At 62.6% G+C, this 25,371-nt stretch carries 21 protein-coding genes and 1 tRNA gene; 11 read left to right on the top strand and 11 right to left on the bottom strand.

Features of this window, described 5'->3' with window-relative positions:
- Positions 1-30: 30 nt before the first annotated feature.
- Together GNZ13_RS34115 and GNZ13_RS34110 are read left to right on the top strand one after the other, a co-directional pair.
- Entirely contained in the window at positions 31-273 is a 243-nt protein-coding gene (locus GNZ13_RS34115; RefSeq protein WP_172172744.1) for a DUF465 domain-containing protein, read from the top strand.
- Complete coding sequence (locus GNZ13_RS34110; protein ID WP_172172742.1) at positions 270-2,540, top strand: ATP-dependent DNA helicase; 2,271 nt, start codon at positions 270-272, stop codon at positions 2,538-2,540. The genes GNZ13_RS34115 and GNZ13_RS34110 overlap by 4 nt, the downstream gene beginning before the upstream one ends.
- A 147-nt stretch (positions 2,541-2,687) precedes the next feature.
- Here the strand turns inward: GNZ13_RS34110 and GNZ13_RS34105 are convergent, their stop codons facing one another.
- Together GNZ13_RS34105 and GNZ13_RS34100 are read right to left on the bottom strand one after the other, a co-directional pair.
- Positions 2,688-2,954, bottom strand: coding sequence for a hypothetical protein (locus GNZ13_RS34105; RefSeq protein ID WP_172172740.1), 267 nt, complete (start codon positions 2,952-2,954; stop codon positions 2,688-2,690).
- Between the two features lie 231 nt (positions 2,955-3,185).
- Entirely contained in the window at positions 3,186-4,436 is a 1,251-nt protein-coding gene (locus tag GNZ13_RS34100; protein WP_172172738.1) for a cupin domain-containing protein, read from the bottom strand.
- Positions 4,437-4,468: 32 nt separating this feature from the next.
- Here GNZ13_RS34100 and GNZ13_RS34095 point away from each other — a divergent pair, with 32 nt between their 5' ends.
- A complete protein-coding gene (locus GNZ13_RS34095; protein WP_172172736.1) occupies positions 4,469-5,011 on the top strand; it encodes an FKBP-type peptidyl-prolyl cis-trans isomerase in 543 nt (180 codons plus the stop codon).
- Here the strand turns inward: GNZ13_RS34095 and GNZ13_RS34090 are convergent.
- The 4 genes from GNZ13_RS34090 to GNZ13_RS34075 form a co-directional block, all read right to left on the bottom strand.
- Positions 4,991-6,391, bottom strand: coding sequence for a hypothetical protein (locus GNZ13_RS34090; RefSeq protein WP_172172734.1), 1,401 nt, complete (start codon positions 6,389-6,391; stop codon positions 4,991-4,993). The two genes, GNZ13_RS34095 and GNZ13_RS34090, sit on opposite strands and share 21 nt — an antisense overlap.
- Entirely contained in the window at positions 6,378-9,065 is a 2,688-nt protein-coding gene (gene mutS / locus GNZ13_RS34085) for a DNA mismatch repair protein MutS (RefSeq protein WP_172172732.1), read from the bottom strand. Before mutS ends, GNZ13_RS34090 begins: the two co-directional genes overlap by 14 nt.
- Positions 9,066-9,211: 146 nt before the next feature.
- Positions 9,212-10,510, bottom strand: a complete 1,299-nt coding sequence (gene lplT / locus GNZ13_RS34080) for a lysophospholipid transporter LplT (protein ID WP_172172804.1) — start codon at positions 10,508-10,510, stop codon at positions 9,212-9,214.
- A 241-nt stretch (positions 10,511-10,751) separates the two neighbouring features.
- Entirely contained in the window at positions 10,752-11,555 is an 804-nt protein-coding gene (locus GNZ13_RS34075; RefSeq protein ID WP_172172730.1) for an inositol monophosphatase family protein, read from the bottom strand.
- Positions 11,556-11,930: 375 nt separating this feature from the next.
- Here GNZ13_RS34075 and GNZ13_RS34070 point away from each other — a divergent pair, with 375 nt between their 5' ends.
- A complete protein-coding gene (locus GNZ13_RS34070) occupies positions 11,931-12,767 on the top strand; it encodes an RNA methyltransferase (RefSeq protein ID WP_172172802.1) in 837 nt (278 codons plus the stop codon).
- A gap of 236 nt (positions 12,768-13,003) precedes the next feature.
- Positions 13,004-13,840, top strand: coding sequence for a serine O-acetyltransferase (cysE, locus tag GNZ13_RS34065; protein ID WP_172172728.1), 837 nt, complete (start codon positions 13,004-13,006; stop codon positions 13,838-13,840).
- Here the strand turns inward: cysE and GNZ13_RS34060 are convergent, their stop codons facing one another.
- From GNZ13_RS34060 to GNZ13_RS34045, 4 genes are all read right to left on the bottom strand, one after another.
- Positions 13,841-14,638 (bottom strand): UDP-2,3-diacylglucosamine diphosphatase, encoded by a 798-nt coding sequence (locus GNZ13_RS34060; RefSeq protein WP_172172726.1) that lies wholly within the window; start codon positions 14,636-14,638, stop codon positions 13,841-13,843. It abuts the gene before it with no gap.
- 47 nt (positions 14,639-14,685) lie between these two features.
- On the bottom strand, positions 14,686-15,180 hold the full coding sequence (locus GNZ13_RS34055; RefSeq protein ID WP_007181373.1) for a peptidylprolyl isomerase: 495 nt from the start codon (positions 15,178-15,180) through the stop codon (positions 14,686-14,688).
- Between the two features lie 179 nt (positions 15,181-15,359).
- Positions 15,360-15,941, bottom strand: coding sequence for a peptidylprolyl isomerase (locus tag GNZ13_RS34050; RefSeq protein ID WP_172172724.1), 582 nt, complete (start codon positions 15,939-15,941; stop codon positions 15,360-15,362).
- 49 nt (positions 15,942-15,990) lie between these two features.
- Positions 15,991-16,722, bottom strand: coding sequence for a tetratricopeptide repeat protein (locus GNZ13_RS34045; RefSeq protein WP_172172722.1), 732 nt, complete (start codon positions 16,720-16,722; stop codon positions 15,991-15,993).
- 268 nt (positions 16,723-16,990) lie between these two features.
- Between GNZ13_RS34045 and cysS the strand changes: the two genes are divergently transcribed.
- From cysS to GNZ13_RS34015, 6 genes are all read left to right on the top strand, one after another.
- Positions 16,991-18,388 carry a cysteine--tRNA ligase gene (cysS, locus tag GNZ13_RS34040; protein ID WP_172172720.1) on the top strand — a complete coding sequence of 466 codons (1,398 nt, stop codon included), beginning with the start codon at positions 16,991-16,993 and terminating at the stop codon, positions 18,386-18,388.
- A gap of 47 nt (positions 18,389-18,435) precedes the next feature.
- On the top strand, positions 18,436-19,497 hold the full coding sequence (locus GNZ13_RS34035) for a DNA-3-methyladenine glycosylase family protein (RefSeq protein ID WP_172172718.1): 1,062 nt from the start codon (positions 18,436-18,438) through the stop codon (positions 19,495-19,497).
- Between the two features lie 124 nt (positions 19,498-19,621).
- On the top strand, positions 19,622-20,593 hold the full coding sequence (locus GNZ13_RS34030) for an acetyl-CoA carboxylase carboxyltransferase subunit alpha (protein WP_027799587.1): 972 nt from the start codon (positions 19,622-19,624) through the stop codon (positions 20,591-20,593).
- A gap of 48 nt (positions 20,594-20,641) precedes the next feature.
- Positions 20,642-22,150 (top strand): tRNA lysidine(34) synthetase TilS, encoded by a 1,509-nt coding sequence (tilS, locus tag GNZ13_RS34025; RefSeq protein WP_172172716.1) that lies wholly within the window; start codon positions 20,642-20,644, stop codon positions 22,148-22,150.
- A 375-nt stretch (positions 22,151-22,525) separates the two neighbouring features.
- Complete coding sequence (locus GNZ13_RS34020; protein WP_172172714.1) at positions 22,526-23,776, top strand: aspartate kinase; 1,251 nt, start codon at positions 22,526-22,528, stop codon at positions 23,774-23,776.
- Positions 23,777-23,977: 201 nt separating this feature from the next.
- A tRNA-Ser gene (locus GNZ13_RS34015) sits at positions 23,978-24,071 on the top strand.
- A gap of 68 nt (positions 24,072-24,139) precedes the next feature.
- Here the strand turns inward: GNZ13_RS34015 and GNZ13_RS34010 are convergent.
- Positions 24,140-25,327 (bottom strand): porin, encoded by a 1,188-nt coding sequence (locus GNZ13_RS34010; protein WP_172172712.1) that lies wholly within the window; start codon positions 25,325-25,327, stop codon positions 24,140-24,142.
- Positions 25,328-25,371 lie beyond the last annotated feature (44 nt).

Below are 25,371 nucleotides of genomic sequence, written 5' to 3'. Positions count from 1 at the left end.
AGCCTGTGCCGCTTACGAGAGGAGGCGAGCATGCGCGATCATCATCACGTCATCACCGTGGACACACTTCGCGACCGTATTCTGCAGCTGGAATCGGAGCATAGTGGGCTCGATCGTTTGATCGACCGAATGTCGGATGAGCCCGGCATCGACGACTTCGAGTTGCAGCGCCTGAAAAAGCGCAAACTCAAAGTCAAGGACACCATCATCTTGCTGCAATTGCAGCTCGAACCGGACGCGCGCGCCGGACTTTGCAGGAAACGCTTGCCTTGAATTCACCGCTTGAAACTTCACCACGCGCCATGGCGGCCGACGACGCTCCGGCGGCCGGCGCTCCGGGAGCCGGCACGCTGGCGCCGCGTCCTCCCGCGTCTGCGCTCTCCGCATCATTGAATCCACGCCGCGTCGCCGAACTGGACGATATCTTCGCCGACAACGGCCTGCTCGCCCGTCAGATCGACGGCTATCGCTCGCGTGCGTCGCAGATCGAGATGTCGCGCGCCGTCGCGGCCGCGATGGAAGCGTCGGGCCGCGCAACGCCCGAACCTGCGATGTTCGAAGCGCAAAAGCGTCCGGCGCGGCGTCTGCAATCGCCGGGCACGGATGCTGCGGCACAGGCCCCCGATAACGACGAATCGAACGGTCTCGACGGCAGCGAAAACACACTGATCGTGGAAGCGGGGACAGGCACCGGCAAGACCTATGCGTATCTCGTGCCGGCCATGTTGTGGGGCGGCAAGGTCATCGTCTCCACCGGCACCAAGCATTTGCAGGATCAGCTCTTTCAGCGCGACATTCCCACCGTGCGCGATGCGCTCGCCGTGCCGGTCTCGGTGGCGATGCTCAAGGGCCGCGCGAACTACCTGTGCCATTACTATCTGCAGCGCACAGCGGATAACGGCCGTCTGCCTTCGCGCCAGGAAACCTCGTATCTTCAGGACATCATTCGCTTCGCCAAGATCACGCGCACCGGCGACAAGGCCGAACTCGCGAGCGTGCCGGAAACGGCGGCGGTGTGGTCGATGGTCACGTCCACGCGTGAAAACTGTCTAGGCCAGGAGTGCCCGCACTACAAGGAGTGCTTCGTGATGCAGGCGCGCCGCGAGGCGCAGCAGGCCGACATCGTGGTGGTCAATCACCATCTGTTTTTCGCCGACATCATGTTGCGCGATACGGGCATGGCTGAATTGCTGCCTACGGCGAACACCATCATTTTCGACGAAGCGCATCAACTGCCGGAAACCGCGACGCTGTTTTTCGGCGAGACGCTTTCCACCACGCAATTTCTTGAGCTCGCGCGCGATTCCGTGGCGGAGGGCCTGGGTCATGCGCGCGAGTCGGTTGACTGGGTGAAGCTCGGCTCGACGCTCGAACGCGCGGCGCGTGACGTGCGGCTCGCTTTCAAGGAAGACTCGGTGCGGTTATCGATTGGCCAGTTGCCTGACGATCATCCGTTATTCCCCGCGCTCGAGACGCTTGAAGCGGAGTTCGACGCACTAACTTCCGCGTTGGCCGGCCAAGCCGAGCGCGCCGAATCGATCGGCGCCTGTTTGCGCCGCGCACGCGAGTTGCAAGGCGTGCTTGCGGGCTGGACGACACCGCCCACCGAGACCGAACGCGCAGCCGCTGACGCCGCCTCGGCGGACGCCAAGGCCGAACGTGCCGATCCGAATGAAAAGGTGCGCTGGATCGAAGTCTTCGCGCATACGGTGCAGTTGCACGAAACGCCGCTGTCGGTCGCGCCGATCTTCGCGAAGCAGCGCGCCGGCGTGCCGCGCGCGTGGATCTTCACGTCGGCGACATTGTCGGTGCGGGGCGACTTCACGCACTATGCGGCGCAGATGGGCCTGAACGCAAAACGCTCGATGACGCTGCCGAGTCCCTTCGACTATCCGACGCAAGGGCTTCTGTACGTGCCGCGCAATTTGCCGCAGCCTTCGTCGCCGATGTTTACCGACGCCGTGTTCGACGCTGCATTGCCGGCGATCGAGGCATCGGGTGGTGGCGTATTCATGTTGTGCACGACGTTGCGCGCGGTGGACCGCATCTCGGCCAAGTTGCGCGACACCATCGAAGCGCGCGGCTGGAACTATCCGCTGCTCGTGCAGGGTGACGCGAGCCGCACCGAATTGCTCGACCGCTTCCGTGCGTACGGCAATGCGATTCTGGTGGGCAGTCAGAGTTTCTGGGAAGGCGTGGACGTGCGTGGTGATGCGCTCTCGCTGGTCGTGATCGACAAGCTGCCGTTTGCGCCGCCCGATGACCCCGTGTTGTCGGCGCGTCTGGATGCGTTGACGAAGAAGGGATTGAGCCCGTTTGCGGTCCATCAGTTGCCGCAGGCCGTGATCACGCTCAAGCAGGGCGCGGGCCGTCTGATCCGCGCTGAGACCGATCGCGGCGTGCTGATGATTTGCGACACGCGTCTTGTCGACAAGCCGTATGGGCGCCGCATATGGCAGAGCCTGCCGCCGTTCAAGCGCACACGTGAGATCGAAGTCGTGCGCGAGTTCTTCGAAGAGAACGCGACGCCGGCTCGATAGGCGATTAGGTGAATGTCGCTGTGAAAAGCGGCTCCTGAATGACAAAACGCCACGGATGTGAATCCGTGGCGTTTTGCTTTACTGCCCGGGAAATCGAGGTGATTTCCCGATGCAGTTTTCGCCCAGAGGCGAACCCTATGCGACAGCTTACTGGCTTGCGCCCGAAGCCGGAGCAGCAGCCGAAGCTGCAGCGCCTGCGTCCGAAGCAGCGGTCGTAGCCGAAGCGGCAGCATCGCTCGCAGCAGCAGCCGCACCCGAAGCAGCAGCTGCTGCGTCCGAAGCTGCAGCAGCCGGTGCCGAGGCAGCAGCCGTTGCGTCGCTAGCTGCAGTCGTAGCTGCCTGATCGCTGCTCTTGTTGCATGCAGCCAGTGCCACAGCTGCCAACAGGGATGCTACGAGGAGGGATTTCTTCATGATCACGTCCTTTTATGGTTAAAGGTAAGCAACAGCGCAAAATAATACCGGTAATGTGCTCCAACACCGACCTGGGCCGCTGGTGGAGACGCTCTTTTGACGAGCTAGAATCTTCCCTACGGCTTGGGCGGAAATTATATGCACTTTCGTACTGACAATCCATAAATCCGGGGTCAATACGTTGTCTTTCTCATACAAAATTTCACAGTACGGTATAACAGGCAGGCAGAGTTACGCAAGCTCGCCCACTTGTATCCAGCCCGCACAATACCACTCGTGAAGCAGTGCTGTCACCGACGAATCGTGTGAGAGTGTTACAAAGCGTTTCGCACTCATACACCGGTGATTAGCGAGGTCAATCAACCACTTTTTTGCGCCATCAAATGGCATTTCCTCTCCATTTAGGAAGAAAAAACGGCGGTTGTACAACAAATTAGTCTTGCGGTCCAGCCGAATGCCGGACTTCGATGCCTGACTGATGAAACGGGCTTCATTGAGCGGTCGTTGCGGCGGATCAAAGACGACGCTCGGCTTCGGTTCGCTGAGGTACGTGCCAAGGAACGACGCAATGTCCTGCTCATTCCATTTCACTCCTGCAAGAATCGCGCCAACTCGTTCGATCAATGCGGCGGGCAGTTCTGCCGGACGGTCAACGGCGGGTTGTTGCGGGTCGCGATAGAGCGCATCGGGGCGCGCAGCCGAGTCGCCGCGCTCGGCCAAATGGTAGAGGAACTGCGCGGTCAACTCGCCCCCTGACGGCGCGCGAAAACCGATCGAGCAGGTCATGCATTCGCCTTCGGCGAGCCCGTCATGCGCGATATGCGGCGGCAGGTACAACATATCGCCCGGCTCGAGCAGCCATTCCTGTTCCGGATCGAAATGCTGTAAAACTTTCAAAGGCAAACCCGGTTGGAGCGTCAGATCTTTCTGCGCGCTGATCCGCCACCGGCGCTTGCCTTTTACTTGCAAAAGAAACACATCGTAAGAATCGAAGTGGGGGCCGACGCCGCCGCCATCGCTCGCATACGAAATCATCAGGTCGTCCAGACGCGCGTCCGGCACGAAGCGGAAGCGGTCGAGCAAGGCACGCGCGCGATCGTCGTAGAGGTCCACGCCTTGCACGAGCAACGTCCAGGCGCGCTGCTTCACCGACGGCAGTTCATCGGGCGCGAACGGGCCGTGCTCCAGTTGCCATTTGTTGCGAAAGTGCGTGATCAGACGCGCTTCGACTTCGTCCTGATCGGCCAGCTCGAAAAACTCGTCGCGCGACAGCGGCGCCTCCACGTTCGGAATCGCCTGGCGAATCAGCAGCGGCTTCTTCTGCCAGTACCGGCGCATGAATTGCGACGGTGTCAGATTGCCGAGCAAAGGCGTGGGCGTGTCGGGCGAGGGCGGGAGGCCAGGGAGCGCCGGCTTCGAAGCTGGCGAAGATTTCCGTGCCGAAGCTGCATCGGCCGGGTGGTCAGTGGGCCGCTTGGGCATCGTATAATGTGAGTTGTATTCTGGAGAATCGAATGAAAATCGCAAAGAACACCGTCGTGTCGGTCGCTTACAAGCTGTCGGATGCGCAGGGCAATCTGATTGAAGAAAGCGACGAGCCGATGGTCTATCTGCACGGCGGCTATGATGGCACGTTCCCCAAGATCGAGGAAGAGCTCGACGGCCACGAGGCCGGCTTCGAGACCCAGATCCAGCTCGAGCCGCAAGATGCGTTCGGCGAGTACGACCCTGATCTCGTGAAGATCGAGCCGCGTGATCGCTTCCCGGAACCGCTCGAAGTCGGCATGCAATTCGAAGGCACGCCGGAAGAAGGCGATGAGGATCTCGATTCGCTCGTCTACGTGGTGACCGACGTGGCAGGAGACAAAGTCGTGCTCGACGGCAACCATCCGCTCGCCGGCATGGCGCTGCGTTTCGCGCTGACCGTCAAGGACGTGCGTCCGGCAACTGAAGACGAAATCCAGCACGAACACGCGCATGGCGCCGACGGCCTCGAAGTCCTCGATGAAGATGACGACGAAGCCGAAGACGACAAGTCAGGGCCCACGCTGCACTGAGCTTGCGGGCGTGCCGGGAGCGCTTGAAGGTGCACCCGGCGCGCGCGGCGAAACGACCGGGGGGGCCGAGGCGGGCGGAGCGGACATGGCGGGCCCATACTCGCCGCTGCCGTCGTCCGCTGGTCTGTGCTGCTGGGAGTCGGGTTGCTGCTGGAGCGGTTGTGGCTGCCCGGGCGTTTGCAACAACGGCGGCAACTCGGAAGCGGGGCCTAACGCAGGCACGGCCGGCATTGAAGCTGACGGCTCTTCGCGCTGCTGCACGGGCGGTGTCGTGGGCATTGGCATTTGCCTCGGCACGTCGCGCACACTCACGCGGAACGGCGGTTTCCTGCCGAGATCCGCTTCAATCTGAATCCACTGGTTAAGACGATCATGCGGCGCAAACGCGATACGTGTGAGATTCGTCACCAGCATCCCCTTGTCATTGCGTAGCGGCTGATCGATCACGAAGCCGGCACTCGCGCGTTCATCGTCGCAATGAATCACCAGGACGGGTCCGCGGAAAATCTGCGCGAGTTTGACAAGGCTGCGTTTGAATTCCAGAAAACCGTCGCGGCGCGTATTGCGAGCAAAGCGCAGCCACGCAAAACGATCGGGCCGTTCGTAACGCTCCGGTTCGGGGTCCCCCTGAATGAACACGACAATCGCGCGCGCGTCGCGGCGTTTCGCGTATTCGGCGGCGTGCTCGAGCCAGAATGCATTGGCGATCACGCGATCTTCGAACTCGCCGTTGCGACCGCCCGCAGTCAGGTAGTGATTGTTCGGACCCGGCGCGTTCAGGCCGACAAACACGGTATCGCCGACCTGCCAGCGCACGTTCTCCCGGAACGGACGAAAGCGTGACACTTCGCTTTCGCGCGTCAATGCGATCGGGTTTTGACCCATCGACGTGGAGTCGGTGAACAGGGTCTGGCGTAGTTGATCGAGCCGCTCGACCGGGTCGAAGCCGCCGGCCTCAGCCGTGCCGCAGTCGGCCCAATCGTGCTGACCCGGAATGAAGAAGAGGGCGGGCCGCGACGTTTCGAGCAGCGCGTGACGCCGTTCGTATAACGCATCGCGGCAGGCTTCTTTCGCGCCCTTCAGATTGCCGTCGTAGACGATGAACGATACCGCGCGGTCGCGGCTGATCGCATCGATCAGGCGTTGCGTGGGTGCTTCGTCGGCGGGGCTTTGCATCGCGTTGGCGATGACCGCGAAGGCATAGCGCGGCGCTTCGGCATGCGCGAGCGGAGCAAACGCCACGAGCCCCACAAGTGACACAAGCGGCGACACGACCGACACAAGTGACGCAGGCCCGCCCGTGAGCGTGAGGGCAACGGTCAGCGTCGCGCAAAGTTTGCGCGGACGCTGCAAGGGCCTGTGTGCGTCAATGATCTGCATCTGGCGCGGCGGCCAGCTCGTGCAGTTCGTACAGCAGATCGAGCGCTTCGCGCGGCCGCAGATCGTTCGGATCGATTGCGCGCAGACGCTCGACGAGCGCCTGCATGGCTGGCGATGCTGCCGCTGATTCCGGCTTGGCGTCGCGTTCATCGTCGGCGTCTTCGACCAGCATGGGCATGGGTGCCGCGAACAGATCGAGTTGCGGTGCGGGTTGCGCCGCCGATTGCTGTTCGAGATGGGCAAGATGCTTGCGGGCCGCGCGAATCACTGCGTTCGGCACACCGGCCAGTTGCGCGACCTGCAAACCGTAGCTCTGATTCGCAGGGCCTTCGCTGACCGCATGCAGGAACACGATGCCGTGCCCGTGCTCGACTGCCGACAGATGCACATTGGCCGCGTGTGGAAACTCGGCGGGCAATTGCGTCAATTCGAAATAGTGCGTGGCGAACAGCGTATGACAGCCGTTGTGCGAGAGCAGGTGCCGCGCGATGGCCCACGCTAACGCCAAGCCGTCGAACGTCGAGGTGCCGCGCCCGATCTCGTCCATCAGCACGAGACTTTGCGGTGTCGCGTCGTTCAGGATCGCCGCCGCTTCCGTCATCTCCACCATGAAGGTGGAACGGCCGCCGGCCAGATCGTCCGCCGCGCCGATTCGCGTGAAGATGCGATCGATCGGACCGAATGCCGCGCGCCGTGCTGGCACATAGCTGCCGACGTACGCCAGCAGGGCGATCAGCGCGGTCTGCCGCATGAAGGTCGACTTACCGCCCATGTTCGGGCCGGTGATCAGCAGCAGTTTGCGCTCCGGCGTGAGCGTGCAGTCGTTAGCGATGAACTGCTCGACCTGCGCCTCGACAACCGGATGCCGGCCCTGTTCGATTTCGATGCCGGTATCCGGCGAAAACGTCGGCGCGACCCAATCGAGTGCGCGGGCGCGTTCGGCGAAGGCAGCCAGCAGATCGAGTTCGGCGAGTGCTGAGGCGACCCGCTGGCAGTCCGGGATAAAAGGCAGCAGCGCTTGCAGCAGCGCGTCGTAGAGCGAGCGTTCGCGAGCCAGCGCGCGTTCCTGCGCGGACAGCGCCTTGTCTTCGAACGTTTTCAGTTCCGGCGTGATGTAACGCTCGGCGTTTTTCAGCGTCTGACGGCGGCGGTAATCGTCCGGCACCTTGTCGGTCTGGCCGCGCGTGACTTCGATATAGAAGCCGTGCACCTTGTTATATTCGACGCGCAGATTGCCGATGCCGGTGCGCGCCCGTTCGCGCGTTTCGAGGTCGATCAGGAACTGCCCGCAGTTCTCCGAAATATCTCGTAACTCATCGAGTTCCGCATCGTAACCGCGGGCGATCACGCCGCCGTCGCGCACCATGGCGGATGGCTCTTGCGCGACCGCGCGCTGGAGCAGTTCGACGCACGCTTGCGGTGGTTCCAGCGACGCATCGATACGCGCCAGCGAATCCGCATTGGACGAAACGGCCGCGAGTTGCGTGCGCAGCTCGGGCAAGGCGATGAACGTATCGCGCAGGCTCGACAGATCGCGGGGTCGCGCGGACAGCAGCGCGAGACGCCCGGTAATCCGCTCGATGTCGGAGATCTGCCGCAACGCGCCGCGGAGCGTTTCGACGCTCGCGCCCGGCGGCGCGTCGAGCAATGCGCCGATGGCCTGCTGACGTGCTTGCGCCACGGCGGCTTCGCGCGGCGGATGGTGCAGCCAGTGACGCAGCAGGCGGCTGCCCATCGTCGTGCAGCAGGTGTCGAGCAGTGAACACAGCGTGGGTGATTCGGTGCCGCGCAGCGTTTCCGTGAGTTCGAGATTGCGGCGCGTAGCGGGGTCGAGCCCGATATATTCAGACTCGTACTCGACCTTCAGGCTGCGTACGTGACGCAATTGCTGGCCTTGCGTGGCTGCCGCATACAGCAGCAGTGCACCCGCCGCGCCGCATGCGGCTGTCAGCGAATGCGCGCCGAAGCCGTCGAGGCCGGCCACTTCCAGTTGATCGCACAGACGCTGCGTGCCCGAAGTGATGTCGAAGTGCCAGACCGGCACGCGGGTGAGGGCGCCGGCGTTGACGGGCGGCGTCCAGCTCGCGGAGTCGGCCAGTGTATCGGCCACGAGAATTTCCGCGGGACGAATCCGTTCGAGCGCAGCGGCCACCTGGTCGGGCGCAACTTCGGCGAGGCGCAATGCGCCGCTCGCCAGATTCAGCCACGCGAGCCCGACGCTCGTTGCGACGCCACGGCGGTTATGCGCGACGCACAGCGCCATCAGGTAGACGTCGCTCTTGTCGGACAGGAGTGCTGCGTCCGTCAGCGTGCCCGGCGTGACCACGCGCACGACCTTGCGCTCGACGGGCCCTTTCGATGTAGCCGGATCGCCAATCTGCTCGCAAATCGCGACGGATTCGCCGAGCTTCACCAGTTTGGCCAGATACTGCTCGACCGCGTGATGCGGCACGCCCGCCATCTTGATCGGATTGCCCGCCGACGCGCCGCGCTGCGTAAGTGTTAAATCGAGCAGACGCGCAGCCTTTTCCGCATCTTCGAAAAAGAGCTCGTAGAAGTCACCCATCCGATAGAACACTAGCGTGCCCGGATGATCCGCCTTGATGCGGAGGTACTGCTGCATCATCGGCGTGTGTTGTGCGACGTCATTGGCCGCTGCGGTTTGAATGCCCATCCTTGGTGTCTTCTTGCGTTAGCTGTTCAGGGCGTGAGTTTAACCTGCCGACGCGGCGAGCGGACCCTGGCCGGACGGCTAATCCGCAACGCAGCTCAGGCAGCAATGCGGATTCTCGCGCGAGCCGGGCGACGCTCGCCGTGCCATTACTCTTCCACCAGCGCCCGCATATCCACCGTGCGCTCATTCACGGCACTGCGCCGTTTTGCGAGCCACATCATGAACGTGACGAAGCTGCCGAACACCACGATGATCCATTGCGCCGGCATCTTTGCGATGAGCAGCAGTGCGTAGGCGCCGAGCATCAGCAGCACGGCCAGATTCTGGTTGAAATTCTGTACCGCGATCGAATGGCCCGCGGAGAGCAGCGTCGCGCCGCGATGCTGGAGTATCGCGTTCATCGGCACGATAAAAAAGCCGGACAGCGCGCCGAGCAGAATCATCAAAGGATAGGCGAGCAGGATATAGATCGGCAGGACATACGAGCCGATACGAATGCCGGCGCCTGCTGGAAACAGATCCTTGTTGTAGAACGCCACCGCGATCGCGACCGCGCCGGTGAGGATGCCGATCGGCAGCACGCGTAGCGAATTGCGCAACGGAATCAGCGCGGCCGCGGCAGCCGCACCGACGGCGATGCCCAGACCCGTGACGCCTTGCATCACGGCGGCCTTCGACAGCGACAAACCGAGGTTCACGTTCGCCCATTTGAGCACCAGCAATTGCAGCGTGACCGCGCCACCCCACATCAGTGTCGTGACCCACAGCGCGATCTGCGCGAGCTTGTCGGCCCACAGCACGTTGAAGCAATGATAGAAGTCGCCGACCAGTTTCTTCGGCTCGGTCAAACGGTTCGGATAGCGCGCGCCGGTGTCGGGAATGAAGATGTTGATCACCGCTGCGATGGCATACACGAGCATCACCGCGAACATGGCCAGATCGGCGGAGGAGCGGATCAGCGGCAGATGCGCATGCGCGACGAATTTATCGGCGAGGGTGCTGATCAGAGCGCCGCCGACCATCGTGCCGACAATGGTCGACAGGACGGTGGCCGATTCGAGCCACGCGTTCGCCTTGACGAGTGTTTCCGCGGGCAGGAGCTCGGTGAGAATGCCGTATTTGGCCGGTGAATACGCGGCTGCGCCAAAGCCGACCACGCCGTACGCGATCATCGGATGAACGCCGGCAATCATCATCAGGCAGCCGCTTGCCTTTAACGCGTTGGAGACGAACATGACGTGCCGCTTTTGCATCGCGTCGGCGAACGCGCCGACGAAGGGGGCGAGCAACACGTAGGAGATCGTGAAGAAAATCTGCAGCAGCGGCGTGACCCAGGCGGCCGAGCGGATCACCGATAGCAAGGCGATGGCGGCGATCAGCAGAGCATTGTCCGCGAGCGACGAAACGAACTGCGCCGCGATGATTGTGTAGAAGCCTTTTTTCATGGAGCGGATCGGAAGCTGCGCGGAAATCTGGCGCGAAGCAGGGCGTTGCGAGAAACGCGCGAAACGCAGCCGGCGATCGAGCGTGCCGGCGCGGCCTCCCGCTTTGTAGCACGAACGCCTGCCGGATGCAGGCGCGCCAACGAAAAAGCGGCCGAAGCCGCTTTTCATATTGCCGATGCCTGCGCAGAGCCGGCCAGATACCGGGCTTAGGCTCCGGACCTGAAGCCGGACGCCGGAGACCTTAAGCCGATTGCTGGCGCGTGCGGCTGAAGCGCGACAGGATCGGGATCATCTGCGCGTAGACCTTCGGATTGCCCGCGACAATTTCGCCGACGTGCAGGAAATCCGAGTCGCCCGTGTAATTGCCGACCAGACCGCCGGCTTCCGTGATCAGCAGGCTGCCTGCGGCGACGTCCCACGGGCTCAGGCCTTGCTCGAAGAAGCCGTCCATACGGCCCGCGGCGACGTTGGCCAGATCGAGCGCGGCGGCGCCCGGACGGCGCAGGCCGGCGCAGGCTTCGGTCATTTCTGCGAACTGGCGGCCGTACGCTTCGAGACTGTCCTTTTCGCGGAACGGGAAACCGGTGCCGATCAGGCCGTCAGCGAGGCGGTCGCGCTTGGCGACACGGATGCGGCGGTCGTTCAGGAACGCGCCGCGGCCGCGCGAAGCGGTGAACAGGTCATTGCGGGTCGGATCGTAGACCACGGACTGCGTCACGATGCCCTTGTGGGCGAGCGCGATCGACACGCAGTAATACGGGAAACCGTGGATGAAATTGGTGGTGCCGTCGAGCGGATCGATGATCCACTGATATTCGGACTCGTTGTCCGACTTGCCGGATTCTTCAGCGAGGATGGCGTGATCGGGGTAGGCTGTCTTGAGCGTATCGATGATCGCCGCTTCAGACGCTTTGTCGATCTCCGTGACGAAATCGTTGTGCTGTTTCTTGCTGACCTGGATGAGATCGAGGTCGAGCGACGCGCGGTTGATGATCTGGGCTGCGCGGCGCGCGGCCTTCACAGCGATATTGAGCATGGGATGCATGAGACTGGATCCTTGTGCCGGGGCAGCACGGCTGCTTACCGGTAAATGAGCGCGGGATGAGCGCTAATTGAGCGCCATCAAGGGGCGCGGAAACAGCACGGAACGCACGTCCGATAAAGGACCGGTGCGCATTCCGCCGACGGAGACGAATTGAATAAGAACGAAGCGCCCGTGCAAAGCCGGGCGCGAATATCGGTATTTTACCTGAGTCTGGGCGCCGCGGCAGCGGTTGCTGTGCGGCGCGCTGGAGGACAGCCGATTGGCGCGGGTTTTGTGCGGTTGTCAGGCGCAACTCACGCGCAGTTCGCGCGCAATTCGGCGCCGATGCGTGGGTTGGCGCTACCATACGCGTTCTTTAGCTTGCCGAGTTTCATCGTGGACCACACCCACCATTCTTCCGATCCCGCCGTGGCGGACCTGCGCGGCGGTTTTACGTCGACGCGCTTCGTGCTCGTCGAGCCCAGCCATCCCGGCAACGTCGGCGCCGCGGCGCGCGCGCTGAAAACCATGGGTTTCTCGCGCCTCGTGCTGGTGTCGCCACGCGTGCCGCACGTGCAAAGCGATCCGGAAGCCATCGCCATGGCGAGCGGCGCCGACGACGTGCTGGCATCTGCGCACGTTGTGCCGACGCTTGCCGACGCATTGAGCGGCGTGCATTGGTCGATCGCGCTGACCGCACGGCTGCGCGAATACGGGCCGCCGCAATGGACGCCGCGTGCCGCGGCCGGTGCCGCGCATGAACAGGCGATGCATGGCGAGATCGCGCTGGTGTTCGGCAATGAGCGCACGGGTTTGTCGAATGAGGACGTCGAGCGTTGTAGCGCGCTTGCGCATATTCCGGCCAATCCGGCCTACAGCTCGCTCAATCTTGCGCAGGCTGTGCAGGTGTTGGCGTATGAATTGCGCACGGCCTATTTGTCAGATGGAGAGGCAACGCCCGTAGCACCTGCTGCGGCTCAAGCGTCCGCAGGGCAGGGCGAGCCGGTTGGCGCTCGGGCGGCGAGCGACGAAATCGAAAGCATGTATGCGCATCTGGAAAGTGCGCTGGTGGCGCTCGAGTTTCTCGATCCGGCCAATCCGAAAAAGCTGATGTCGCGTTTGCGGCGCCTGTTCGCGCGTTCCGGGCTGGAGCGAGAGGAAGTGAATATCGTGCGCGGCATCGCCAAGCATATTCTGCTGAAGACCAAACCGCCGGGCGACGACGCTTCTTAAGGGGCGCGGGCCTTAACGGCGGCCGAGTGGCCCCCCAAGCTTCAACCCTCCGGCGCCCCAATCGCCCCGCCACCGACGACCTTGCCGCTAGCGTGGGCTTCCGGCAGATTTCGCGCAGTCGTCCTACAATCGCTCGAAACGTTCTAAGCAAAGCTGCCGATCTGCTATGCGGCAAGCATCCGCCGTGCGTGGTGTTTCGCGCACGCGGTCTTTTCCCCCACGACACAGTCCCTGCCATGTTCACGAGACTTCGCGAAGACATTGCCACGATCCGCGAGCGCGATCCCGCCGCCCGCAGCGCCTGGGAAGTCCTTACGTGTTACCCGGGTCTGCACGCGCTCGTGCTGCACCGGCTCGCGCACGCATGCTGGCGGGCTAAACGCCGCTGGCTCGCGCGTTTCATCTCGCAGATGGCGCGTTTCATGACCGGCATCGAAATCCATCCAGGCGCGACGCTGGGCCGCCGCGTGTTCATCGATCACGGCATGGGCGTCGTGATTGGCGAGACGGCGCAAATCGGCGACGACTGCACGATTTACCAGGGCGTGACGCTCGGCGGCACGTCGCTCACGCGCGGTGCGAAGCGCCATCCGACGCTCGAGCGCGGCGTGATCGTCGGGGCGGGGGCGAAGGTGCTCGGCGGCTTTACGATTGGCGCGGACGCGAAGATCGGCTCGAATGCCGTGGTCACGAAGCCGGTGCCGGCACGCGGCACGGCGGTGGGAAATCCGGCGCGGATCATTGTCCCGGCGGCGGCTGCCGTGACTTCAGCCGCTGCGTCCAATGCGGAGTCCGACGGCGCCGCGCGCGACGCCAGACGCGCTTCCGAAAGCAACGCATTCTGCGCATACGGCATCACACCGAATGCGGACGATCCGGTCTCGCTGGCGATTCACGGCCTGATCGATCACGCCGCCACGCAATCGAAGCGCATCGACGAAATCGTCGACGCGCTGGAGCGGCTGGGAACAAGTCTGGAAGGGCTGCAAGGCGCCGATGCGGCGCTGCTCGATTTGCGGCGCCTGTCGGCCGCGATTTCAGGAAAGGTGGAAGGGGTGGTGGCGGAGCGCTAATCAATCCAGCGGCAACGCCCGAATCCCTTCCGCATCGATCCGCAGATAACCGCCACGGCGCTCGCCGTGGTCGAGATCCCAATCCGGCAAAACCCAGCGCATGCCGTCCGGCTCGTGATGCCGCGCCGGACGATGCGTGTGCCCGTGAATGATCGTGGCCGTTTTCGACGACTTGAATAACGCAGCGACGGCTTTCTTCGTCACGTCATACTTTGGCGAAACCGGCCGTTGGCGGCCTTGCTCGCTTTTCGAACGCATGTTCTCCGCAAGCGCCTGGCGCCAGCGAAACGGCCACGCGAGAAACAGCATCTGCGCGAAACGGCTGCGCGCAAAGCGCCGGAAATATTGATAGCCGCGATCCGCGGTGCAGAGGCCGTCACCATGCGCGAGGGTGACACGTGTGCCGAATGCGGTGATCACGAACGGATCGGGCAACCAGATCGCGCCGGCCGCTTTCATGAAGCGCTTGCCAAGCAGAAAATCGCGATTGCCGTGCATGATGTAGAGCGCGATGCCGCGCTCCGACAACGTATGCAACAACGCTGCCATCCGCGCGACGAATGGCTCGACGAGCATGTCGTCGCCGATCCAGTACTCGAACAGATCGCCGAGAATGAAAACCGAATCCGCCTGCTCGGCCGTGACGCGAATGAAGTGCTCGAACGCGGCGACCGTGCGCGGGATCGCCTCGCTCAGATGAATATCGGAGAGGAAAAAAAACGGGCGTGCGGCGTGCGGGCGTTTGCCCTCGCCAGGCACGCCCGCGGCGACGCTTCGCAGCGGTGTTTCTTGCAGCATTGAAGGTGCCTGATGTCAGTTCAAACGGGTTGGCCCTTATCGGACGCTTAGTCGACGATTACCGCTTTTTCGATCACGACGTCGTCGGCCGGCACGTCCTGATGGAAGCCCTTCGAACCCGTCTTGACCTTCTTGATCTTCTCGACGATGTCCATGCCTTCGACGACCTTGCCGAACACGGCGTAGCCCCAGCCCTGCGGCGTCGGCGACGAGTGGTTCAGGAAGTCGTTGTCGTTCACGTTGATGAAGAATTGCGCGGTCGCCGAATGCGGATCGTTCGTACGAGCCATCGCGATCGAGCCGTTGACGTTCTTCAGACCGTTGTTCGCTTCGTTGGTGATCGGCTCAGCCGTCGGCTTCTGCTTCATGCCGGGTTCGAAACCGCCGCCCTGGATCATGAAGCCGTCGATCACGCGGTGGAACACCGTGTTGTCATAGTGACCGGCCTTCACGTAGTTGAGGAAGTTCTCAACCGACTTCGGCGCCTTCTCAGCGTCCAGTTCGAGTTTGATGACGCCGTGGTTCGTGTGCAGTTCAACCATGATGGAATCCTTTGATGAACGGGGTGGGTAAAAGGCGCGGCCGCTCGTCATATGAGATGCGATGACGACGGGCCGCGCCGGGTGCGTAGATTTAGCGTTGACTTCCTGTGCCGCTTGCCAAGTGCTATTCGTGCCGTTTCAGTGCTGCTTTTCGTTCTGCTTTGTTCTGCTTCTTTCTGTTACTTGCCGACAACCGTGGCCGATTCGATCACGATCGGCTTTTGCGGCACGTCGCTCATCGGGCCGCGCGTGGTGGTGGGCGTGCCTTCGATCTTCTTCACGACGTCCATGCCGCTCGTGACCTTGCCGAACACCGCGTAGCCGTTGCCGTCCGGATTCGGATAGTCGAGGCCGGCGTTGTCCACCGTGTTGATGAAGAACTGCGCGGTGGCCGAGTTCGGATCGCTGGTGCGCGCCATGGCGAGCGTGCCGGCGGCGTTCTTCAGACCGTTACGGCTTTCGAGCGGAATCGGCGCGCGCGTGGGCTTCTCAGCAAAGCTCTGCGTATAACCGCCGCCCTGAATCATGAAGCCGCGAATCACGCGATGGAAAATCGTGCCGCTGTACTGGCCTGAATTCACGTAGTCGAGGAAGTTGGCGACGGTTTTCGGCGCTTTCTCAGGATACAGCTCGACGCGGATGTCACCTTCCGTTGTCTTGAAGAGGACGGACGGATGCGCGGCCTGCGAACCGGACTGGGCAAAGGCGGGGGCGTTTGCGATCAGGGCGGCGCTGCCGAGCGCCAACATCAACCATTTCATGAAAATCCTCAGGGTTGGAAAAAACGTATTGGCGAAAATTGTGGCGGCCTTACTGCGACGGCGCCATATAAGGTGGCATCGCAAGCGAGCCGTTCGCGCCGCCGAACTGGAAGCTTGGCGTTTGCGTCATGTCGGCGGAGGAGCGCGGGGCACTGGCCTCGTTCGGCGTGGCGGCGGCTTTTTTCACCGGTGTTTTGGCTTTGGGCGGCGAGATGACGTTCTGGATGTCCGCGAGGCGCTGCGTGGTCGTAGCGCTTGCTTTGCCGAGGCTCTGCGCGCGACGGTACGCTTCGTTGGCCATGCGCAGATACAGGTCGCCGAGATTCTCGTACGCGAGACCGTAGCCCGGATTCACCTTGGTCGCCGTTTCGAGCGCGGCGCGTGCTTCGGCATAACGGCCGTGCTTCGCGTAGAGCGCCGCCAGGTTGTTATACGGCTCGGGCAGCTCGGGGTACATTTGCGTGAGTTCGGTGAACGCGGTGATCGCCTCGTCGTCGCGATTCAGGTGGGCCAGCACCGTGCCACGCTTGAACTTTGCTTGCGCGTCGCGCGGATTCGAGGCGATGCGCGCGTCGAGCTGGGAGAGCGAGGCTTGCCAGTTTTTCTGCGCAATCGACGCGTCGATCTCCGGCGTGTTGTCACGCACGGCGGGGCCCTGCGGCATCGTGGCGGCTTTCTGCGCGTACGCGGCAGCACCCGGCAAGACCGTGAGGGCGACGGCGCAGAATGCCGTCGCGGCGAGGGTCGCAGCGCTGCGCGCGCGGCCGCTGGAAGGTTTCATAGGCTCAGGTCTGGATGTTATACTCCGACCCATTCTAACAAAAGGTCTGCGCGTTCCGTCGAACCGCAAACTGTCTTTTCGCCACTCGTGGTCGTCTCCGCCTTGATCGCAGCCTGACCGCCGCACCAGGTGCACCGGTTTGCTGCTGTGCGTGCTGTAGTACAGAGCGGCAGTACAGAACGCACCCGCCGTCTTCTCGCGGGGCGCCTCATGCACGAAACAGCACGAAACACATTGCGGAATTCTTTCGGCCCACGCACCGTTCTCTATGGAATCACTGCGCATCTACAACACGCTCGCGCGTGACAAGCAAACTTTCGTGCCGCTGCAAGATGGCGTCGTGCGGATGTACGTCTGCGGGATGACCGTGTACGACTATTGTCACGTCGGTCATGCGCGGGTGATGGTCGTGTTCGACATCGTGCAGCGGTGGTTGCGCACGCTCGGTTACTACGTGACCTACGTTCGCAATATCACGGACATCGATGACAAGATCATCCGGCGCGCAGTCGAGAACGGCGAAACGATCAAGTCGCTGACCGACCGCTTCATCAAGGCGTTGCATGAAGACGCGGACGCGCTCGGCATCGAGCGGCCCGATCTGGAGCCGCGCGCCACTGATTTCATCCCGCAGATGCTTGGCATGATCGAGAAGCTCGAGGCGAACGGTTATGCATATCAGGCGGGCGACGGCGACGTGAACTACGCGGTGCGCAAGTTCGCGGGCTACGGCAAGCTGTCGGGCAAGTCGCTCGAAGACCTGCGCGCCGGCGAACGCGTCGCCGCGAACGACGCGAAGCAGGACCCGCTCGACTTCGTGCTGTGGAAGCAGGCGAAGCCGGACGAACCGGCTGACACCGGTTGGGAGTCGAAGTACGGGCGCGGCCGTCCGGGCTGGCATATCGAATGCTCGGCCATGGGTTGCACGTTGCTCGGCGAACATTTCGACATTCATGGCGGCGGTCAGGACCTGCAGTTTCCGCACCACGAGAACGAGATTGCACAAAGCGAAGGCGCGACCGGACAAACCTTCGTCAATTACTGGATGCACAACGGCTACGTACAGATCGACAATGAGAAGATGTCGAAGTCGTTGAACAATTTCTTTACGATCCGCGAAGTATTGGCGCTGTACGATGCCGAGGTCGTGCGGTTTTTTATCGCGCGTGCGCATTACCGTTCGCCGTTGAATTACAGCGACGTCCATATCGACGACGCCCGCAGTGCCCTCGCACGTTTGTACACCGCGCTGAAAGACGTCACGCCGGATGGCGCGGAGCTCGACTGGAACGAAGCGCATGCGCAGCGTTTCCAGGCAGCAATGAACGACGACTTCAACACGCCGGTCGCAGTGTCGGTGTTGTTCGAGTTGGCAACTGAAGTGAACCGCACGCGCGACCCCGCGCTGGCCCGTCAATTGCGCTCGCTCGGCGCTTTGCTCGGGTTGCTCGGCCGAGAGCCGCGTGCATACCTGCAGCAGGCTGCGGGCGCCGCCGCAGAAGGCGCGCTCGACGCCGCCGCGATCGAAGCGAAGATCGCCGCGCGCGTGGCCGCCAAGCAGGCGAAAGATTATGCGGCAGCAGACCGGATCCGGGCCGAATTGCTCGAGGCCGGCGTTGCACTTGAAGACAAACCCGGCGGGTTGACTGAGTGGCGGCGCGTGTGAGCGCACCTCGTACTTCGCTTTGATCGACTCGCCAGGCAGGAGGCAGGATGGCAACGGCCACGAAGACGCCGGCTAAACGAGCCACGTCTCAAACAAACGCGGCAGCCGCAGCAAAGTCGACACGAACGTCGGCTCGTGCGGACAGCGGCGCGGTAAAGAAAGCATCGTCGAAAGCCGCCGGGGCGGCGGCGAAGACAGGCGCACGCGCAGGGGCGGGCGTAGCTAAGAAGGCCGCGGTCAAGCGCGCGCTGAACGGCGCGTCGGCGCACGCGCCCGCTTCGAAGCGCGCCAAAGCACCGCGTGCAAAAGGCAATGGCGCGTTGCCTGCCGAACTCGCCGGCGGCGTGCAGGAACTCGCGCGCATTACGCACGAAGGGCACGACGGCGAAGTCGTGCGCAAGACGCGCGCGTCATCGAGTGCGGGCGGCGAAGCAATGGGTGCGGCTGAACTCGCGGTGCCGGTGCAGATCGGCGGCCTCACGCCTGAAGTCACCCGTCCGGCGTATTGGGACAAGGCGTGCGCGGACCTCGTCAAGCGCGACCGTATTCTGAAGAAGCTGATTCCGAAGTTCGGCCCGGTGCATCTGCTGAGCCGTGGCGATCCGTTCGTCACGCTCGCGCGTTCGGTGGTCGGGCAGCAGATTTCGGTGGCATCCGCGCAAGCCGTCTGGGCGAAAGTCGAGGCGGCATGTCCGAAGCTCGTGCCGCAGCAGTTCATCAAACTCGGTCAGGACAAGCTGACCGCGTGCGGGCTGTCCAAGCGTAAGGCCGAATACGTACTCGATCTCGCGCAGCACTTCGTGTCGGGCGCGTTGCACGTCGGCAAGTGGACCTCGATGGACGACGAGGCGGTGATCGCCGAACTCACGCAGATCCGTGGCATCGGCCGCTGGACCGCGGAAATGTTCCTGATCTTCAATCTGTCGCGCCCGGACGTGCTGCCACTCGACGACCTCGGCCTGATCCGCGCGATCAGCGTCAATTACTTTAGCGGCGAGCCGGTTACGCGCAGCGAGGCGCGTGAGGTTGCGGCAAACTGGGAGCCGTGGCGCACCGTCGCAACCTGGTATATGTGGCGTAGTCTCGATCCGTTACCGGTCGACTACTAAAGAATAAGAAGCGATGCTGTTTCAAAAACTATCAATTGTCAAAGATTGATAGTTGCGAGATGGTTTTGACATCGGCGAGCGCGGTTAGAATACGCGCTGCTGGTAAGTCCAAGGATTACAACCAATGAAGACCACCTTTCTGGATTTCGAACAGCCGATCGCTGAACTCGAAGCGAAGATCGAAGAATTGCGCTTCGTGCAGGACGATTCGGCCGTCGATATTTCGGAAGAGATCGAGCGGCTGTCCAAGAAGAGTCAACAGCTCACCAAAGATCTGTACGCGAACCTCACCCCGTGGCAGGTTTCGCAAATCGCCCGACACCCCCAACGCCCGTACACGTTCGATTACGTGAACGAGCTATTCACCGATTTCCACGAACTGCACGGCGACCGCAACTATGCGGACGACCTGTCGATCGTCGGCGGCCTCGCGCGCTTCAACGGCCAGGCCTGCATGGTGATCGGCCATCAGAAGGGCCGCGACACCAAGGAGCGCGCGCTGCGCAACTTCGGCATGCCGCGTCCGGAAGGCTATCGCAAGGCCGAACGCCTGATGCGTCTCGCCGAGAAGTTCAGCTTGCCGATCTTCACGTTCATCGATACGCCGGGCGCATACCCGGGTATCGGCGCGGAAGAGCGCGGCCAGTCCGAAGCGATCGGCCGCAATCTATACGTGATGGCTGAGCTGAAGACGCCGCTGATCGCTACGATCATCGGTGAAGGCGGCTCGGGCGGCGCGCTCGCGATTGCCGTCGGCGACAGCGTGCTGATGCTGCAGTTCTCGACCTATTCGGTGATTTCGCCGGAAGGTTGCGCGTCGATCCTGTGGAAGAGCGCCGCGAAAGCGCCGGAAGCCGCGGAAGCGCTCGGCCTGACCGCGCATCGTCTGAAAGCGCTCGGTCTGATCGACAAGATCGTCAACGAGCCGCTCGGCGGCGCGCATCGCGATCCGAAGGGCATGGCCGCCATGCTGCGCCGTGCGCTTGCCGATTCGCTGCGTCAGTTCCAGGGCATGAGCATCAACGACCTGCGTCAACGCCGTTTCGAACGGTTGATGTCGTACGGCAAGTTCAAGGAAACGACGCCGGGTGCTTAAGCCCGCGCGCGTTTTCTTTCGTCCTTCGGCGCTTTACGCGCTAGTGACGTGACTCCCACCGCAGATTCGCCCGCCGACCGCCTCGTTCTCGAGGCGGTCGGCGTGGCGCTGTCCGCGCTGCCTGCGAACGTGGGCATTGCGGTGGCGTTCAGCGGCGGCGTCGATTCGAGCGTGTTGCTCGATGCGGCGGTGCGTGTCGCGGGTGCGTCGCGTTGCGTCGCGCTGCATGTGCATCATGGCCTCAGCGCTCACGCAGACGAGTGGCTCGCGCACTGCGAAGAGTTTGCACGGGAACGTGGTGTCGAATTCGCGGCGCAGCGCGTCGAGGTGCCGCGTGACCCGGGCGTGAGTGTCGAGGCCGCTGCGCGCGATGCGCGTTATCGCGCGCTCGACGCAATGTGCGCAACACGCGGCATTCACACACTATGGCTCGCGCAACACGCTGACGATCAGGCCGAGACGGTGCTGTTGCAACTGCTGCGCGGCGCGGGCCTCGCGGGTCTGGCTGCGATGGCGCCCGAGTACTTGCCGGCGGGTGCCTCCGCGGTGCGCATGAGACCTTTACTGCACCTGCTGCGTGCGCAACTCGAGCAGTATGCGAGCGCCCGCGCTCTGCGCTGGATCGACGACGAATCGAACGCGGACACACGTTACGCGCGCAACGCATTGCGCCACGAGGTGACACCGGCGCTGGCCGTCCACTTTCCTGGTTTTCGCGACGCACTCGCGCGCACGGCCGCGCATGCGGCATCGGCGCAACGTCTGCTCGACGATCTAGCGCGCATCGATCTGGACGCAGCCGTGCGCGATGAAGGCCGTGCGCTATCGCATGACGCGCTGCTCACGCTCGACGACGATCGTGCGCTCAACCTGCTGCGCTACTGGATGCGCACGCTGGGTCTCGTTGCCGCATCGACCGCGCGTCTTGCCGACGCTTTGCGCCAGTTGCGCGAAGTCGGGGAAGCCGGCGAGGGCCATAGTCTGCGTATCGATCATGCGGGGCAGGCGTTGCGCAGTTATCGCGGCCTCGTCTACTGGGAAGCGGGCGATAGCAGCGAACCCGCCGACGAAACCGGGCTCACCGAGCGCGCAGTCAGCGAACTCGCATGGCAGGGTGAAGCGATCTGGCGTTTGCCGCAATGGCGGGGCACTTTTGTGTTTGTCGCTGTCGAGGCGAATCTGAGCGGGGATGCCGGCGCTGCTTCCGATGGCGATGTCGATGGCGATGCCTGCGGCAATACCGATGCAACGTCGGGCGATCCGGATACGTTTCCCGTCAGCGTTTTACGCCGGGCAGTGTTGAGCGCGCGCTCGCGCAGCGGCGGCGAGCGGATGCGCACGAGCGCTGCACCAGGCAGCCCGAGCCGTACGCTGAAAAACCTGTTCCAGGAGCGTGGCATTCCCGCATGGAAGCGCGACGTGCCGCTGCTTTTCGTGGGCGACGACCTGCTGTTCGTGCCCTTGCTCGGCCTGAACCGCGCAGCGTTGCCCGAACAGGTGGATGTTGCCGAGCCGCGTGTCAGGATCATCTGGCGCGACGATCTGCTGATCGCCTGACCGACCAGTCGGACAGGTGGGTTATCTATCCGGTGAATCTCCGGACCAGGGCGCAAAACCGCATCGGATAAGCCTTTTCAGGCCGTAATATGGACCATTGGACGGGCATTTCGGCTTGTCTTTTTGCGCTCGATCGGGTAATTTAACTTGTTTGCCCGACCCGATTTCGCCGTCGCTTTTGCGGTTTCCGTGCGTGATCCGTCGTTTCCGGTAAGCCACTAGCGATCATTCCCGGGCAAATCCGCGCGTGTTACACGCGCGCTGCATCTACGCCGCCACACACTTTGCCGTCGTTCACAAGACGTTGCGCTCCTGTGCTTTTGTGCGGTCGTCTCCAGCGCGCCAGCGCGGTTTATCCTCCAGTTCAGAACGACAATGGCACTCATCGTACATAAATACGGCGGCACCTCGATGGGCTCGGTCGAGCGCATCAAGAACGTCGCCAAGCGCGTCGCGAAATGGCACAAGGCCGGCCACAAGATGGTCGTCGTGCCGTCGGCGATGTCCGGCGAAACCAACCGCTTGCTCGCTCTCGCGAAAGAAATCACGGCTCAGCCGAGCCCGCGCGAACTCGACATGATCGCCGCTACCGGCGAGCAGGTCAGCTCGGGACTGCTGGCCATCGCGCTGCAGGAAGCCGGCGTCGAGGCGGTCAGCTATGCCGGCTGGCAAGTGCCGGTCAGAACGGATAGCGCGTTCACGAAAGCACGCATCAGCGAAATCGACGGCGAGCGCGTGCTGCGAGATCTCGACGCGGGCAGAGTGGTAGTGATTACGGGCTTCCAGGGTATCGACCCTGACGGCCACATCACCACGCTCGGCCGCGGCGGTTCCGATACGTCCGCAGTCGCAGTCGCTGCCGCATTGAAAGCCGACGAGTGCCTGATTTACACGGACGTCGACGGCGTCTACACGACCGACCCGCGCGTGGTGGAAGAAGCGCGCCGCCTCGATCGCGTGACGTTCGAAGAGATGCTGGAAATGGCAAGCCTGGGTTCCAAGGTGCTGCAGATCCGCTCGGTGGAATTCGCCGGCAAATATCAGGTGAAGACGCGCGTGCTGTCGAGCCTGACCGATCCGCTCATCCCGCTCGACGCTGAAATGAAGTCGGGCACCCTGATTACTTTTGAAGAAGACGAGACCATGGAAAAAGCAGTCATCTCGGGCATCGCGTTCCAGCGCGACGAAGCTCGTATCGCCGTGATGGGTGTGCCCGACAAGCCGGGCATCGCGTATCAGATTCTCGGCCCGGTGGCGGACGCGAATATCGACGTCGACATGATCATTCAGAACCAGAGCGTCGAAGGCAAAACGGCGTTCACGTTCACGGTCGGCCGCGGCGACTATCAGCGCGCCATGGACATCCTCACCGGCCAGGTGAAGGGTCACGTGCAGGCTGAGCAGGTGCTGGGCGATCCGAAGGTGTCGAAGGTGTCGGTGGTTGGCGTCGGCATGCGCTCGCACGTGGGTATCGCGAGCACGATGTTCCGCACGCTGTCGGAAGAGGGCATCAATATCCAGATGATCTCGACCTCCGAAATCAAGATTTCGGTGCTGATCGACGAGAAATACATGGAACTCGCCGTGCGCGCGCTGCATAAGGCGTTCGAACTGGATCAGGCGTAATTTGCTGCAGGGGGTGCGGGGTGAGGCGAACAAGAGCGCCTCATCTCCGAATGCATGGCTGGATGCCCGGCCAATGTGAATAAATTGCGTCGGTGATGACAAAACTGGCACAAAAAATGTGCGGCAGACATTGACCTTCGCGGTTCGGCCCGCTATTATCTTGGCTTCGTTGCGCTGACTCCCTGCGCAACCGAAAGTTTGGGAGACGTGGCCGAGAGGTCGAAGGCACTCCCCTGCTAAGGGAGCATCTGGGCCAAAACCTGGATCGAGGGTTCGAATCCCTCCGTCTCCGCCAGCAATGGCGGCAAACCCCGCAGAGTCTAGGCTCTGCGGGGTTTTGTTTTTTTCAGCTCGCAATCCGCATCAAAACGCGTGCCGCAACCCCACCATGCCGACGAATTGCGACGGCCCTGACGACGGCGTCGTATTCTGCGAGTCGCCGACCACCGCCACTGCGTCAGTAATACTCGTCCCAGTGCTGCCCGCCGCAACCAACGTCTTGCCCCGCGCATGCTGATACGCCTCCAGTGCGTACAGCGTGGTACGGGTGGAGAGGTTGTACGTCTGCTCGAGCGAAATCTGCTGATAGCGCGCGGCATCGCTGATGCCATTCGCTTTGCTTGCCTGCGTGTAGCTGTAGCCGGCGCCGACAGTCACGGCTGGCGTGATCCGGTACGTGGAAATCACGCCGTACGTATTGAACACACCCTCGTTGGTGAACAGCGAACCGGAGCCCGGCGCGTACTGCACGTTCGAATAGTTCACGCCGACCATCAGGTCCTGGTGGATGTAGCGAGCTGCTGCGGCGAACAACTGCGCGCTGCGTGCCGTCGCATAGCCACTGTTTACCGGCGAATTGACGGCGTAGGTACCGAGCGCCTGGCTCGTCGCGATATCTTTCAGTTTCACATAGCCCACCGCGATCGCAAACGGCTGGTAGTCGTAGCGAACCGCCGCGCTGAATTGGCTGCCGTTGGCCACGCTGCCCGGCACACCGCCCAGGCCGTACTGCGCGCTGAATTGCAAGCCGGCGAGGTTCGGCGATAGATAGGTAACCGAATTGTTGAGGCGCAGCGTGGTGTCGAGCGCGTCGAGGTCGCCGGGGTGAGCGCCTGTCGCGCCCGTCAAGACGCCCGTCGGTCCGAGTGCGCCGACCATCTGGAAGTAAGGCGTGTACTGGCGGCCGAGTGTCACCGTCCCGTATTGGTCATTGGTGAGTCCGACGTACGCTTGTCGATTGAAAATGAATCCCGCGCTACTTTGTGCACCAGTCAGCGAGTTAAAGCCGCTTTCGAGCCTGAAAATCGCCTTCGTGCCGCCGCCAATGTCTTCGGCACCGAGCAGGCCGAACTTACTCGCCTGCAGGTTGCCCTGGCTCATGTAGAAGTTGGAGTGTCCCTTCTGGTTGCTGACATAGGCGAAGGCGTTATCGACCACGCCATACAGCGTAACGCTGCTTTGCGCCGACGCGCCGGTTGACAACACGGTGCCCGCAAACGGCAGGCACGAGAGGACAAGTGCGCGTGTACGCGCGCGCTTCGATGAGTTCATGGTTGTTCGGGTCTCCGGATTAGATAGGTGTGCGTTGCACTTCA

It is taken from the genome of Paraburkholderia elongata (assembly GCF_013177735.1).
Classification (GTDB): Bacteria; Pseudomonadota; Gammaproteobacteria; order Burkholderiales; family Burkholderiaceae; genus Paraburkholderia; species Paraburkholderia elongata.
Note: the sequence above shows the minus strand (reverse complement) of the source record. Positions and strands in the feature narration are given on the sequence as shown.